15 protein-coding genes, 1 pseudogene and 1 riboswitch are annotated in these 13,961 nt (G+C 62.7%); of the genes and pseudogenes, 10 read left to right on the plus strand and 6 right to left on the minus strand.

Annotated elements, in window-relative coordinates; translation table 11 throughout:
- Positions 1–173: 173 nt before the first annotated feature.
- Positions 174–407, minus strand: a complete 234-nt coding sequence (locus tag OO306_RS23395; protein WP_265970033.1) for a hypothetical protein — start codon at positions 405–407, stop codon at positions 174–176.
- Between the two features lie 144 nt (positions 408–551).
- Here OO306_RS23395 and OO306_RS23400 point away from each other — a divergent pair, with 144 nt between their 5' ends.
- Positions 552–1,136, plus strand: coding sequence for a YajG family lipoprotein (locus OO306_RS23400; protein ID WP_085274100.1), 585 nt, complete (start codon positions 552–554; stop codon positions 1,134–1,136).
- Between the two features lie 71 nt (positions 1,137–1,207).
- Here the strand turns inward: OO306_RS23400 and OO306_RS23405 are convergent, their stop codons facing one another.
- On the minus strand, positions 1,208–1,414 hold the full coding sequence (locus tag OO306_RS23405) for a hypothetical protein (protein WP_238214496.1): 207 nt from the start codon (positions 1,412–1,414) through the stop codon (positions 1,208–1,210).
- A gap of 160 nt (positions 1,415–1,574) precedes the next feature.
- On the opposite strand from OO306_RS23405, the gene OO306_RS23410 reads away from it, so the two are divergent.
- Positions 1,575–1,835: a hypothetical protein gene (locus OO306_RS23410; RefSeq protein WP_027594454.1), complete on the plus strand. Its 261-nt coding sequence runs from the start codon at positions 1,575–1,577 to the stop codon at positions 1,833–1,835.
- Between the two features lie 32 nt (positions 1,836–1,867).
- On the opposite strand, the gene OO306_RS23415 is transcribed toward OO306_RS23410, so the two are convergent.
- On the minus strand, positions 1,868–3,037 hold the full coding sequence (locus OO306_RS23415) for a 1-acyl-sn-glycerol-3-phosphate acyltransferase (RefSeq protein WP_033694199.1): 1,170 nt from the start codon (positions 3,035–3,037) through the stop codon (positions 1,868–1,870).
- 121 nt (positions 3,038–3,158) lie between these two features.
- Here OO306_RS23415 and OO306_RS23420 point away from each other — a divergent pair, with 121 nt between their 5' ends.
- The 4 genes from OO306_RS23420 (at position 3,159) to OO306_RS23435 (ending at position 5,164) form a co-directional block, all read left to right on the plus strand.
- Positions 3,159–3,344 (plus strand): CPXCG motif-containing cysteine-rich protein, encoded by a 186-nt coding sequence (locus OO306_RS23420; protein ID WP_265970034.1) that lies wholly within the window; start codon positions 3,159–3,161, stop codon positions 3,342–3,344.
- Positions 3,344–3,604, plus strand: coding sequence for a DUF2007 domain-containing protein (locus tag OO306_RS23425; RefSeq protein WP_027594451.1), 261 nt, complete (start codon positions 3,344–3,346; stop codon positions 3,602–3,604). Before OO306_RS23420 ends, OO306_RS23425 begins: the two co-directional genes overlap by 1 nt.
- A 15-nt stretch (positions 3,605–3,619) precedes the next feature.
- Positions 3,620–4,240, plus strand: coding sequence for an SOS response-associated peptidase (locus OO306_RS23430; protein ID WP_085274099.1), 621 nt, complete (start codon positions 3,620–3,622; stop codon positions 4,238–4,240).
- A gap of 108 nt (positions 4,241–4,348) precedes the next feature.
- A complete protein-coding gene (locus OO306_RS23435) occupies positions 4,349–5,164 on the plus strand; it encodes a M48 family metallopeptidase (protein WP_027594449.1) in 816 nt (271 codons plus the stop codon).
- A 128-nt stretch (positions 5,165–5,292) separates the two neighbouring features.
- On the opposite strand, the gene OO306_RS23440 is transcribed toward OO306_RS23435, so the two are convergent.
- The 3 genes from OO306_RS23440 to OO306_RS23450 all read right to left on the minus strand — a co-directional run bounded on the left by OO306_RS23440 (position 5,293) and on the right by OO306_RS23450 (position 8,164).
- Positions 5,293–5,874, minus strand: a complete 582-nt coding sequence (locus OO306_RS23440; protein ID WP_264313979.1) for a TMEM165/GDT1 family protein — start codon at positions 5,872–5,874, stop codon at positions 5,293–5,295.
- A 99-nt stretch (positions 5,875–5,973) separates the two neighbouring features.
- A riboswitch (yybP-ykoY riboswitch) is annotated at positions 5,974–6,106 on the minus strand.
- Positions 6,107–6,145: 39 nt separating this feature from the next.
- On the minus strand, positions 6,146–7,144 hold the full coding sequence (locus tag OO306_RS23445) for a class I SAM-dependent methyltransferase (protein WP_186681749.1): 999 nt from the start codon (positions 7,142–7,144) through the stop codon (positions 6,146–6,148).
- A gap of 54 nt (positions 7,145–7,198) precedes the next feature.
- Positions 7,199–8,164, minus strand: coding sequence for a 2-hydroxyacid dehydrogenase (locus tag OO306_RS23450; protein ID WP_265970035.1), 966 nt, complete (start codon positions 8,162–8,164; stop codon positions 7,199–7,201).
- A gap of 217 nt (positions 8,165–8,381) precedes the next feature.
- Here OO306_RS23450 and OO306_RS23455 point away from each other — a divergent pair, with 217 nt between their 5' ends.
- The 4 genes and pseudogenes from OO306_RS23455 to OO306_RS23470 form a co-directional block, all read left to right on the plus strand.
- A complete protein-coding gene (locus OO306_RS23455; RefSeq protein ID WP_265970036.1) occupies positions 8,382–10,064 on the plus strand; it encodes a fatty acid--CoA ligase in 1,683 nt (560 codons plus the stop codon).
- A gap of 332 nt (positions 10,065–10,396) precedes the next feature.
- Complete coding sequence (locus tag OO306_RS23460; RefSeq protein ID WP_027594444.1) at positions 10,397–12,283, plus strand: DUF1302 domain-containing protein; 1,887 nt, start codon at positions 10,397–10,399, stop codon at positions 12,281–12,283.
- Between the two features lie 25 nt (positions 12,284–12,308).
- A complete protein-coding gene (locus tag OO306_RS23465; protein WP_265970037.1) occupies positions 12,309–13,673 on the plus strand; it encodes a DUF1329 domain-containing protein in 1,365 nt (454 codons plus the stop codon).
- A 163-nt stretch (positions 13,674–13,836) separates the two neighbouring features.
- A pseudogene (locus OO306_RS23470) lies at positions 13,837–13,961 on the plus strand (flagellar assembly peptidoglycan hydrolase FlgJ); the annotation flags it as partial.

The following is a 13,961-nucleotide window of genomic DNA, read 5'->3' on the forward strand; positions in this document are numbered from 1 at the left end:
GACAGCCGATGCAAGACCTGAGTGGAAGGCTCTCTGTGGGCGAAGCGGTGAAGGTGCCGGGGTCAAGCGGCAAATGCGGGGCCCGATCAGGAGACGTCCTTATAATCGGGGGGAGATTATAGCGATGTCGAAGGCAGAAAGGTCGTTATTCGTGGTTTTTATTGCAGCGTTTGTCAGGCCGGCAGGCTGCGCTGATGCCAACGGTTGTTTGCGCGGGCGCAAACCCGGGCGCTGGCGGGCAGTTGGCGGCCCAGCCAGGCGAGTTGCACTTCATTCACCTGGACCCAGCCGCTGGCGCTGGGTGGCTGGCTGCAGTGCTTGAATGCCAGGCATTTGCCCTCGGCGTCGAGGCAGGCATAGGCGAGGTGGCGCGGGCGTTGGAAGAGCAGTGTCCAGAGCGAGGCCATGGCGGTGAGTCCTGTGTGTTAGGGCTGGGCCAAGGATAACGGCGGGGGCATGAAACGATTGTGACAGCGCGGTCTTGGCGATGACTGGCCTGTGCGAGGCTGGGTATACTGTGCGCCTTAGCCGCATTTTCTGGAGAAACGCGCATGTTGCAACGTCTGTTGTTCGGTTTGATCGCGGTGGCCAGCCTCAGCCTGGTCGGATGTGCCCACAGCCCGCAACAACTCAGCCCGCAGCCCAAGCTCACCGCCCAGCTCGCACCTGTCGGCCACGGTCAGCCGGTGGTGGTCAAGGTGGTTGATGGCCGGGCTTCGCAGTCCCTGGGCACGCGCGGTGGCATGTACCCCGAGACCAGCACCATCAGTGTCAGTGGCAATGATGTGCTGCCCAAGCTGCAGGCCCAGGCCGAAGCCGCTGTGCGCCTGCTCGGTTTCACCCCGACGGCGAATGCCTACAATGCCCCGCAGTTGACCGTGACCCTGGCCGAGCTTAAGTACCAGTCGCCCAAGGACAACCTGTACGTGACCGAGGCCACCATCGGTGCCACCTTCCGTGCCGACGTGGCCAACGCCAACCGCCGCTACAGCGGCCGTTACGGTGCTTCGCTGGACCAGCGTTTCGGCATGGCGCCGAACCAGGAAACCAACACCAAGCTGGTCAGCGACGTGCTGAGCGACGCCCTGACCCGCCTGTTCAAAGACCCGACCATCGGGCAAGTACTGGGCGAATAAGCGTTCAGCCCTGCTAAAACAAACCCGCTGCCTGGCTGACAGGCAGCGGGTTTGTTTTTTTTGGGGGGACTTCAGGCCGCCTGGATGTGGAAGTCCAGCAGGCTGAAACCGGTGGCCACATCCACCTCCGGCAAGTCCTCATGCGCGTGCCCACCCAGCGCGCAATAGACCAGCCACTGGCGGTCCTGCACATTGATGGCAAAACCGTCGATCAACGCCTGCTGCTCGTCGCTCTGGGCTACGAGATAGAGGCGGTCCTGGTTTTCGGCGTGCAGCATGAACGAGCTCCGGATCGGGAAAAGGCCGACAGAGTGGCCTGTTCTGATGACGAACCTGTGACAGATGAAATTTAGTGACACTTTGTCGCCGAGCCCGAGCGCCCACGCCGGACTTGGGTAGAATGCCGGCCTTTGCCGTCCTTCAAACCGAGGTTGTGTAATGTCGTTGCAAGTGCTCTGGGGGTTTCTCGCCGCCCATCCCACCAAGCTGATCAACCTGCTGGCGTTGCTGATGACGTGCCCCGGCGGGATGCTGCTGCACAGCGCACGGCGGCGCGAGGCTGTCACGCGGGAAAGCCTGGCGGTGGATGAGGGGGTGGTGGATGCGTTTGACCTGAGGGTGCCGCGTTACTTCTATATTCTCGGTTTTTCGTGCCTGGCCATGGCGCTGCTGCTGTCCTGGTTCAGTACCTGGGTGTAAAACCTTGGGGCTGCAAAGCAGCCCCGGGTTGATCAGGCAACTGGCGTTTGCTGCTTGACCTGGTACTGGTTGCGCACCGGCGTTGCGTACTGCAACACCAGGTACGGCCGCTGTTCTTCAGGGCAAGCTTCCAAGCGACGCTGCCATTCTTCCTTGGCACGCGCCAGCTCTTCGCCTGGGAACACCTTCTCGGCGCTCGGCACTTGCAGTGCCTCATCCTTCTCGTCCCACATCGCGTAGGCCAGGTAGTGCACCGGGAACAACCGGTAGCCACCGAGGACCTGCCGGTCGATTTCGGCTGCCAGCTGCTTCGTGTCCTCGAAGTACTCGGTCACCGGCGCGGCAAAGTTGATGTGCACTCGGCCTTTGTAGCCGGTGATGCCCTTGGCGATGCTGTTGTCGTCCTCGCCCGGCGCCTTCTTGTAGGTGCCGGTGGTGGCGCGGATGTACAGCTCGCGGGCCTTGGCCTGGTCGCAGGGGTCGTACTCGTAGCTGATCGAAACCGGCGTCAGGTTCAGGCTCTGGATGACCGCGCCGAACGGCTCGTCCTTGCGGCTCATGTGGAACATCTTGAGGATCGCCGAGTCGGTACGGTCGTCGCCGTCCTTGGCGCGGCCTTCGGCCTGGGCGATCCAGATCGATGCGCCATCGTTGCGGATCGAATGGTTGATGTAGGCCGAGAGCAGTTGGTAAGCCGCCAGCTTCTCGCGACGACCGCTGAGCGAGCGGTGCACAATGAAGCTCTTGTTCAGGCGCATCATGTCGCTGACGAAGGGCTTTTGCAGCAGGTTGTCACCGATGGCGATGCGCGGGGTCGGCAGGCCGGCGTGGTACACGGCGTAGTTGACGAAGGCCGGGTCCATGACGATGTCGCGGTGGTTAGCCAGGAACAGGTACGCGGTGCCGGCCTTGAGTTGCTCGACGCCCGAATAGGTAACGCCGTCGGTGGCGCGCTCGATGGTCTGGTCGACGTAGTATTCGACTTTGTCCTGCAAGGTCGACACGCAGGTAACGCCGGCGAATTCCTTGCGCAGGCGGCGGGCGATCAGTGGCTTGAGCAGCCAGCCGAGTGGGGCGGCAGCACGCGGGAAGCGGAAGTGGGTGAGGATATCGAGGAATGCCGGGTCGCTGAGCAGGCGTGCCAACACGGCAGGGACCTCAGCGTCGTCGTACGGTCGGATGGCATCGAATTCGCCCATCATGCTCTCTTGTTGGAAACGGCTAGGGTAATAGGTAGGGACGGGGTTCGAAAAACGGCTCGAACACGCACAGGCCCTGTAATCAGACCGGCAATTATACGCATAAGTCACCGTGGAGGCCGCGATGCTGGAAACTGACTTCTATGATTGCCCGTATTGTGGCGAACGGGTGGAAACCACTGTCGATATCTCCAGTGGCGACCAGGTCTATACCGAGGATTGCCAGGTCTGTTGCCAGCCTGTGGTGTTCAACCTGCAGGTGCACGGTGCCGAATGGATGCTCGAAGTCAGACGCGAGGACGATGCCTGATGCAACGGATCTACGAACCGGAAAGCCTGCTGGAGGCTGAAATGCTGGTGGGCATGCTGGCCAGTGAGGGCATCTCGGTGCACCTGGTTGGCCGCGACCTGGTGGGTGCTGCCGGTGAGCTGCCGATGCAGGGTTTGCTGGGGCTTGCCGTGCCCGACGAGCAGGCCGAGTACGCACGGCAGCTGATCGATGCGTACAATGATGCCCAGCCACTGGTTGGTGACGAACCGGAGAGCTATCCCGGTACCTTGATCTGCTAGGTAAAAGATTCGCCCATGTGTGGACGTTACGCCCTGTTTCGCTGGCCCCAGGCCCTTGCCAGTCTGCCGGGCTTTCCCGTCGGCCAGCCGGCACAATGGAATATCTCGCCCGGTGCGTCGGTGTTGATCCAGCGCCAGGTCGACGGCGAGCATGGCTTGGCCAAGGCACGCTGGGGCCTGACGCCAGCCTGGCTCACTGACCTTTCCCGCACGCCTGCCCATGCCCGAGCAGAAACCCTTGCCGAACAGCCGATGTTCCGCGAAGCGTTTCGCCAGCGCCGCTGCCTGATGCCGGCCAATGGCTTTTATGAATGGCGCGGTACGGTGCGCAAACGCCCCTACTGGCTGACCCCGGGGGAGGGGTCGTCACTGTATTTTGCGGCGGTGTGGGAGGCCTATCCGGTGCAGGACCAGGTTTGGCTGAGCTGCGCAGTGGTGACCCAGGCAGCCATGAACCAGCGCCGGCCGTTGATTCTGGACGAGGCGGGGCAGGCGGCCTGGCTGGACCCTGATACACCGATCACACGCCTGCAGGAACTGCTGGCCAGCCCCCCGGCTACGCTGCGTGAGCGGGCGTTGGCAAACTTCGTCAATGACCCGAAACTGGATGCCCCGGAGTGCCTGACGCCGGCCTGACGCCGGCCAGAACGCGCGGCCGTGCAGCCGGTAAAATTCTTCCCTGCGGCTATGGCGGGCCCAGGCGACTAAGCCTAGGATACGCCGCATGTAAAAGGGAGTGTTTCCATGCGTAAGTCATTTGTTGTCAGTGTGTTGAGTGCCGGTATCCTGCTGGCAGGCTGCCAGGCGGTGAATACCACCAGCGGCGGAGCCGTCGGTGTCGAGCGCAAGCAGTACATGTTCAGCATGCTCTCGACCGATGAGGTCAACCAGATGTACGCCCAGTCCTATCAGCAGACCCTCGGTGAGGCGTCGAACAAGGGCGTGCTGGACAAATCCAGTGCCGATGCCAAGCGCGTGCAGGTCATCGCTGACCGGTTGATCGCCCAGGCGCCGAAGTTTCGTCCGGATGCCGCCCAGTGGAACTGGGAAGTCAACGTGATCAAGAGCGACGAGCTCAACGCCAACTGTGGCCCTGGCGGCAAGATCATCGTGTACACCGGCCTGATCGACCAACTCAAGCTGACCGATGCCGAGATTGCTGCGGTGGTCGGTCACGAGATCGCCCACGCCCTGCGTGAGCACAGCCGCGAAGCCATGTCCAAGGCCTATGGCGTGGAAATGGCCCGTCAGGGTGCGGGTGCCATCTTCGGCCTGGGCCAAAGCAGCATGGCCATGGCCGATACCGTAGTGAACTACGCCATGACCTTGCCCAACAGCCGTGCCAATGAGAACGAGGCGGACCTGATCGGCCTGGAGCTGTCGGCACGTGCCGGTTACGACCCGAATGCCGCGATCACCTTGTGGAACAAGATGAGCAAGGCTTCCGAAGGCGCGCCGCCTGAGTTCATGAGCACTCACCCGGCGTCCGAAAGCCGTATTGCCTCGTTGCAGGCAGCGATTCCGAAGGTGATGCCGCTGTATCAGGCTGCCAAGAAGTAATCTGCGTCACCTGTAGGAGCAGCCTTGTGCTGCGAAGAGGCCGGTGACAGCGCCGAAGGTCTGCTGTGCTGTCACTGGCCTCTTCGCAGCGCAAGGCTGCTCCTACAGGTCAGCCTGCCCAGCGACTATCAGCCCACCCAGCCACTGGCCTTCATCGCCGAATACACCGCCACCACCGCCAGCACGGCGAACGCGGTAGCCGCCAGTCGGCGAATCAGGGTCAACGGCAGTTTGTCTGCCGCAAAGTTACCCGCCAATACAACCGGCACGTTGGCAATCAGCATGCCCAGCGTGGTGCCGATGATGACCATGATCAGGTGCGGGTATTGCGCGGCAAGCATGACTGTCGCCACCTGGGTCTTGTCGCCAATCTCGGCCAGGAAAAACGCAATCAGCGTGGTGAGGAACGGGCCGAAGCGGCGCGCCGGGTTTTCATCGTCATCCATCTTGTCCGGCACCAGTGTCCACAGCGCCGTGGCAGTGAAGCTGGCGGCCAGGATCCAGTGCAGCGCCGAGTCGCTGAAGAACCCGCCGACCCACGCACCCACGGCGCCCGCAGCGGCATGGTTGGCCAGGGTAGCGGCGATGATGCCGGCGATGATCGGCCAAGGCTTGCGGAAGCGAGCGGCGAGAATGAGCGCGAGCAGTTGCGTCTTGTCACCGATTTCGGCGAGGGCAACGATGGCGGTGGGGACCAGCAGGGATTCCAGCATCAGGTTTCCTACGGGGGCGGGTCGACACGGCTATGACACGTACAGCCTTCCCGCCCCGGGTAAGGTGTGCGTGTCATAGGTCTTGTCAAACCGCGGATCCGTCTGTGCGGATCTCTCTATGCAGGCTCTGCATAGTGGGTCGCACGCGCCATGGCCTGTGGGCCAAGTATGTTGACGCGTGCCGGGCGAGCTGGGTGCTCGCGGGAGACTACTCCCCTAGGACGGTGCGGATTCTGCCTAGCCGAAGCGGTTTCGGCAAGCGCTGTTTTTAACCGCGTGTTGCCTGGTAGATCCGGAAACCGTCCGCCTCGGCGCGTACCTGGCAGTTACCCAAGGCCCCTTCGATCAGTGGCTGGTAGCGCAGGAAGCTATTGGCAACAAGGCGCATTTCGCCGCCTTTTCGAAGATGAACGCCGGATTTTTTCAGCAAATTCTCTGAAGCCTGGTAATTGGTGTGCACGCCGGTATGAAACGGCGGATTGCTCAGGATCACGCTCAGGTCGGCAGGGGCCGCGTCGATGCCATCACCGCTGATCACTTCACCTTCCAGGCCGTTGGCGGCCAAGGTCAGGCGGCTGGCTGCCACGGCAAACGCGTCCACGTCGAGCAGGGTCAGCCGGCTTTGCGGGTAGCGGCGTTTCACCGTGGCGCCCAGCACCCCGGCACCGCAACCGAAGTCCAGCACATGCCCGCTTGGCAGGCCATCCAGGTGCTTGAGCAGCAGGGCGCTGCCGCGATCGAGGCGGCCGTGGCTGAACACGCCCGGCAGGCTGACCACCTGCAGTGGGCCATCCTCGAGGTCGAGTTCGAAGCGCTCGGCCAGGCTTTCCAGCGGCGTGGCCGCAGGCGCGTGGTCAACGGTCACCTGCCACAACTGGCAATGCCGGGCGCTGTCGAGCTTGCGCGGTTTGCCAAAGGCCTGCAGTTGCTTGGCCGCGCCTTCGATGCCGCCGCGTTTCTCGCCGACCAGGTACAGCTCGCGCCCGGCCAGGCGCGAGGCCAGGGCGTTGAGCAGGTAGGCGGCCAGCTCGCGGGACTTGGGCAGGAACAGCACAGCGCTGTCGAAGGCCACGGGGGGGGCTTCGACACCATAATGGCTGCGGCCAGCGAAGCGGCCCTCGAGCATGGCCTGGTCACCGGCATGCCAGGTCCAGCCATGGGCCATGGGCAGGTGGCCGAGCAGGTCGTCGGCGGGCGCGCCGGCGAGCAGCAGCGGGCCTTGGAACAGGTCCGCCTGGCGGAGCAACACTTCACTGCGCGGGTCCATGGACGACGCCTCCTGTAAAAAAGTCGCGCAGTGTAGCAGAGGCTAACGCTGCGCTCAGCTGACCACGCGGCGTGGCTGACCGGCGAAATAGGCCTGGGCATTCTCGCTAAGCTGGCCGACGATGCGCTGGCGCGACTCCACCGCACCCCAGGCACTGTGCGGGGTGATGATCAGGCGCGGGATATCGCCTGCCAGCAGCGGGTTGCCGTTGACCGGTGGCTCGACGCTCAGCACGTCAGTAGCGGCGCCACCCAGGTGGCCTTGGCGCAGGGCGTCGGCCAGAGCCTGTTCGTCGATCAAGCCACCCCGTGCGGTATTCACCACCAGGGCGCCGGGCTTGAGCAAGGCCAGCTCACGGGCTCCGATCATGTGCCGGGTATGCTCGTTCAACGGGCAATGCAGGGTCAGCGCGTCCACTTGCGGCAGCAGGTCTTCCAGGGGCATGCGGTCGGCGCGCTCCGGGCGGCCGGGGATCTGCCCGCTCAAGACGCGCATGCCGAAGGCTTCGGCCAGCCGCGCCACTGCGCCGCCCAGTTCGCCATGGCCGAGCAGGCCGAGGGTCTTGCCCTCCAGCTCGACGATGGGGAAGTCCAGCAGGCAGAACTGGCTGGCCTTGGCCCACTGGCCGTCGGCCACTGCCTGGTTGTAGTCGCACAGCCGCGTGGCCAAGGCCAGCAGCAGGGCGAGGGTATGCTGGGCCACCGACGGCGTGCCGTAGCCCTGGCAGTTGCACACGGTGATGCCTTGGGCGCGGGCCGCCGCCAGGTCGACATTGTTGGTGCCGGTGGCGGCCACCAGGATCAGCTCGAGCTGCGGGTTGGCCGCAAGCGTCGCGGCATCCAGCATGACCTTGTTGCTGATTACCGCAACGGCGCCCTGCAGGCGTTCGGCAACCTGCTCCGGACGGGTGGCGGCAAACAGCTCGAATGCGTCGAACTGGCCCCGCAAAGGGGACAGGTCGAGGTCACCCAAGTCCAGTGACTGGTGATCGAGAAACACGGCGCGACGCGAGCTGAGCATGGGGTTCTCCGGTGGCAGGACGGGAAATGGGCCATCAACTTCGGGGGCACTGTCCGAAGCGGTTGAGCGCAGTGTCTAGCCCGCGGTTACCGCGCGTCAACGCCTGCCACTCATACCTTGCCGGTCCAAATCATTCCTTCGGCTGATTTGACCGTCACATTCAGCTACTACAGTAGATCCAGACTTGTCCGGCCCGTTTTTCAGAAAAGGGATACCCATGTTGCAGACCCGCATCATCAAACCCGCCGAAGGCGCCTACGCCTACCCCCTGCTGATCAAACGCCTGCTGATGTCCGGCAGCCGCTACGAGAAAACCCGCGAGATCGTCTATCGCGATCAGCTGCGCCTGACTTATCCACAGCTCAACGAGCGTATCGCGCGCCTGGCCAATGTGCTGACTGAGGCCGGGGTCAAGGCCGGTGACACGGTGGCGGTGATGGACTGGGACAGCCATCGCTACCTGGAATGCATGTTCGCCATCCCGATGATCGGCGCGGTGGTGCACACCATCAACGTGCGCCTGTCGCCAGAACAAATCCTCTACACCATGAACCACGCCGAAGACCGCGTGGTGTTGGTCAACAGCGACTTCGTCGGCCTTTACCAAGCGATTGCCGGGCAGTTGACCACCGTCGACAAGACCTTGCTGCTGACCGACGGCCCGGACAAGACCGCCGAGCTGCCCAACCTGGTCGGCGAGTACGAGCAACTGCTTGCCGCCGCCAGCCCGCGCTATGACTTCCCGGATTTCGACGAAAACTCGGTGGCCACCACCTTCTACACCACCGGCACCACCGGCAACCCCAAAGGGGTGTACTTCACCCATCGCCAGCTGGTGCTGCATACCCTGGCCGAAACGTCGGTCACTGGCAGTATCGACAGCGTGCGCCTGCTTGGCAGCGATGATGTGTACATGCCCATTACCCCGATGTTCCACGTGCATGCCTGGGGCATCCCATACGCCGCCACCATGCTGGGCATGAAGCAGGTGTACCCGGGGCGTTACGAGCCGGACATGCTGGTCAAGCTGTGGCGTGAAGAGCAGGTCGCCTTCTCCCATTGCGTGCCGACCATCCTGCAGATGTTGCTCAATTGCCCGACCGCCCAGGGCCAGGACTTCGCAGGCTGGAAGATCATCATCGGCGGCAGCGCGCTCAACCGCTCGCTGTATCAGGCGGCCCTGGCGCGTGGCATCCAGCTGACTGCCGCGTACGGCATGTCCGAGACCTGCCCGCTGATCTCGGCAGCGCACCTGAACGATGAGCTACAGGCGGGCAGCGAGGACGAGCGTGTCACCTACCGGATCAAGGCCGGTGTGCCGGTGCCGTTGGTCGAGGCGGCGATCGTCGACGGCGAGGGCAATTTCCTCCCGGCCGATGGCGAGACCCAGGGCGAACTGGTGCTGCGCGCGCCCTGGCTGACCATGGGTTACTTCAAGGAGGCGCAAAAGAGCGAGGAGCTGTGGCAGGGCGGCTGGCTGCACACCGGTGATGTCGCGACCCTCGACGGCATGGGCTACATCGATATCCGCGATCGCATCAAGGACGTGATCAAGACGGGCGGGGAGTGGATATCCTCGCTCGACCTCGAAGACTTGATCAGCCGTCATTCGGCCGTGCGCGAAGTGGCGGTGGTGGGGATCGCCGACCCGCAGTGGGGCGAGCGGCCGTTTGCCCTGTTGGTGGTACGTGATGGGCAGGCCATCGATGCCAAGTCACTCAAGGACCACCTCAAGCCTTTTGTCGAAGAAGGGCACATCAATAAATGGGCGATTCCAAGCCAGATCGCCGTTGTTACTGAAATTCCCAAGACCAGTGTCGGCAAACTCGACAAGAAACGCATCCGCCAGGACATCGTCCAGTGGCAGGCCAGTAACAGTGCGTTCCTTTCTACCCTGTAAACCCCGTGCGGGTCGTGGACGACAGAACACGACCCGCAGGCTAGAGAGCTCGGCGCCTTGCCAAACAGGAAAAATGCGCCATGCTTCAGCACGGCCAGCACGTAACCCGAAAAACCTCGTAGCGAGTTGGCGGCACGGAGCGCAAATCACACTTTAGAGGGATCAAGCGCCTGTGCCTTGCTGGCTATAGTCGAGGCCAGGAGATTTTCAGGAATGGGGGAGGGCGACACGCGCAAGCCGTGTTGCCGCAGGTGCAAACCTGCACACCGGTCCCACGGACCGTTTCTGAAAGGACTCACTGCCATAACAAAAAAGTACATGGAGTAGCGTCGATGAAATCTGCAAACCTGTTCTGGCGCCGGGCCAAGTTGCCCTTGGCCGTCAGCCTTGCTTCCACGCTCGCAAGTCCTGCTTTCGCTGTCAGTTTCAACATAGGTGAAATCGAAGGGCAGTTCGACTCGTCGCTCTCCGTTGGCGCCAGCTGGTCGACCGCCAGCCCGAACAAGAACCTGATCGGGGTCAACAATGGCGGCAAGGGGCTGTCGCAGACCTCCGATGACGGTCACCTCAACTTCAAGCGTGGCGAGACCTTCTCCAAGATCTTCAAGGGCATCCACGACCTGGAGCTCAAGTACGGCGACACCGGGGTGTTCGTGCGTGGCAAGTACTGGTATGACTTCGAGCTCAAGGACGAAAGCCGCCAGTTCAAGGACATCAGCGACTCCAACCGCAAGGAAGGCGCCAAGTCGTCCGGCGCCGAACTGCTCGATGCGTTCGTCTACCACAACTATTCGATTGGTGACATGCCAGGCTCGGTGCGCCTGGGCAAGCAGGTTGTCAGCTGGGGTGAGAGTACCTTCATCGGCGGTGGTATCAACTCGATCAACCCGATCGACGTGTCCGCGTTCCGCCGCCCTGGGGCCGAGATCAAGGAAGGCCTGATCCCGGTCAACATGTTCTACATCTCCCAGAGCCTGACCGACAACCTGTCGGCCGAGGCCTTCTACCAGATCGAATGGGACCAGACCGTCGTCGACAACTGCGGCACGTTCTTCTCGCAGCCGGACATCATTGCCGACGGCTGTACCGACAACCTGCGCGTGCTCAACAGCAGCCGCACAGTACCGGGCGCGGCCCAGCAGTTCCTCGCCACCCAGGGCGTTAACATCAACGAGGAAGGCGTGATGGTGCGTCGCGGGGCCGACCGTGATGCGCGTGACAGCGGCCAGTTCGGTGTGGCGCTGCGCTACATGTTCGACCCGCTGGACACCGAGTTCGGTGCCTACTTCATGAACTACCACAGCCGTGCGCCGATCTTCAGCGCCACCGGTGCCCCGCCCTCCGTGTTCGCTGGCCTAAGTGCCCTGCCGGCACAGTTGCGCGCGCTGGCACCGCTGATCGTGGCCGGTAACTCCGAGTACTTCGTCGAGTACCCTGAGGACATCCGCCTGTACGGCCTGAGCTTCTCCACCACGCTGCCTACCGGTACCGCCTGGAGTGGTGAAGTCAGCTACCGCCCCAACGCGCCTGTGCAGCTCAATACCACCGACATCCTGTTCTCCGGTGTACGCCCAATTGGTGGCGCCCTGAGCAACGCTTCGCTGCTCTCCGGTACCCCTGGCCAGGACCTGCACGGCTACCGCCGCAAGGAAATCACCCAGTTCCAGACCACCCTGACGCACTTCTTCGACCAGGTGATGGGCGCCAGCCGCATGACCGTGGTAGGTGAGGTGGGGGTCACCCATGTCGGCGGCCTGGAAAACGCCCACGAAACCCGCTACGGCCGCGACCCGGTATTCGGCCCCGGCCCACTGCCAGCCACAGGTGGCGCGGACACCTGCCAGGCGCTCAACGCCAGCACCATTGCAGGCGCGGGTGCCGGTGCATCGACCACCAACCTGAATCGCAAGTGCGAGAACGACGGCTACACCACCAGCACCTCCTGGGGTTACCGCGGCCGGGTCATCTGGGACTACAACGACGTCTTCGCCGGGGTCAACCTCAAGCCGAGCGTGGCCTGGTCGCATGACGTTTCCGGCTACTCGCCCGGCCCTGGCGCCAACTTTGAAGAAGGCCGCAAGGCCGTCAGCCTGGGCCTGGACGCCGAGTACCAGAACACCTACACGGCGAGCCTGTCGTACACCAACTTCTTCGACGGCAAGTACAGCACCGTGGATGACCGCGACTTCGTCGCCCTCAGCTTCGGCGTGAACTTCTAAGAATACTGATCCAGGACGACACGACATGAACAAGACCAGAAGTCTGCTGCAAGCCGGTGTGCTGGGCCTGTCCCTGCTGGCGACCAGTGTCATGGCAGCGGTGTCTGCCGATGAGGCGGCCAAGCTGGGCAGCACCCTGACCCCGATGGGCGCCGAAAAGGCCGGTAACGCCGATGGCTCGATCAGTGCTTGGCAACCGCTGTCGAAAACAGCGGGCAGCGCCGATGCCAAGGGGTTCCTTTCCGACCCGTATGGCAGCGAAAAGCCGCTGTTCACCATCACCGCGCAGAACGTCGACCAGTACAAGGACAAGCTCTCGCCGGGCCAGGTGGCAATGTTCAAGCGCTACCCAGACACCTTCAAGATCCCGGTGTTCAAGACCCACCGCGGCTCCACCGTGCCTGACGATGTATTCGCCGCCATCAAGAAAAACGCCACCCAGACCACACTGGTGGAAGGCGGCAACGGCTTGAACAACTTCGATACGGCGGTGCCGTTCCCGATCCCGAAAAGCGGCCTGGAAGTGATCTGGAACCACATCACACGCTACCGAGGGGGCAGTGTCAGCCGCCTGGTTACTCAGGCTACGCCACAGCAGAACGGCTCTTTCAACCCGGTGTATTTCTCCGACCAGTTCGTCTTCCGCGACAAGATGAAGGATTACGACGCAAGCAACCCGGGTAATATCCTGTTCTACTTCAAGCAGGAAGTGACCGCGCCCGCTCGCCTGGCCGGGACCGTGCTGCTGGTGCACGAAACCCTCGACCAGGTGAAGGAGCCGCGCAAGGCGTGGATCTACAACGCCGGCCAGCGTCGTGTACGGCAGGCACCGCAAGTGTCATACGACGGCCCCGGTACCGCTGCCGACGGCCTGCGTACCTCGGACAACCTGGACATGTTCAACGGTGCGCCAGACCGTTACGACTGGAAGCTGGAAGGCAAGAAGGAACTGTACATCGCCTCCAACGCCTTCAAGCTGGATGACCCCAAGCTGAAGTACACCGACATCATCAAGGCCGGGCACATCAACCAAGACTTGTCGCGCTACGAGCTGCGCCGCGTCTGGCACGTGGTCGCAACCCTCAAGCCGGGCCAGCGGCACATCTACGCCAAGCGTGACTTCTACATCGATGAAGACACCTGGCAGGCCGCAGTGATCGACCAGTACGACGGCCGTGGCCAGCTGTGGCGCGTTTCCGAAGCCCATTCCCAGCCGTACTACAACAAAGAGGTGCCTTGGTACACCCTGGAAACCATCTACGACCTGCAGTCGGGTCGTTATTTGGCGCTGGGCATGAAGAACGAAGAGAAGCGTGCCTACGACTTCGGCTTCAGTGCCAGCAAGGCTGATTTCCAGCCCGCGGCCCTGCGCCAGGCAGGTGTACGTTGAACCGCTAAACGCCAACTCCGTGTGATCCCTAGAGCGCCCCGGCTTGCCGGGGCGTTTCTTTTTCCTGCTCCGGCGATGGTTTCAAGCCCTGTAGGAGCAGCCTTGTGCTGCGAAGAGGCCATTGCAGCCGAAGATAATCTCTAGCCTTACCGGCCTCTTCGCCAGCGAGTTCCGCGATGGCCAGTTCGTCAAGGAAACCGCAGCGTTCCGTTCGTACGATTCCTACCAGGACAGCTTCCATGACCTGGTGAACCTGTTACAGGGCAATTCCCGCTATCAAGGTGCGCT

It is taken from the genome of Pseudomonas sp. DCB_AW (genome assembly GCF_026240895.1).
GTDB lineage: Bacteria > Pseudomonadota > Gammaproteobacteria > Pseudomonadales > Pseudomonadaceae > Aquipseudomonas > Aquipseudomonas kermanshahensis.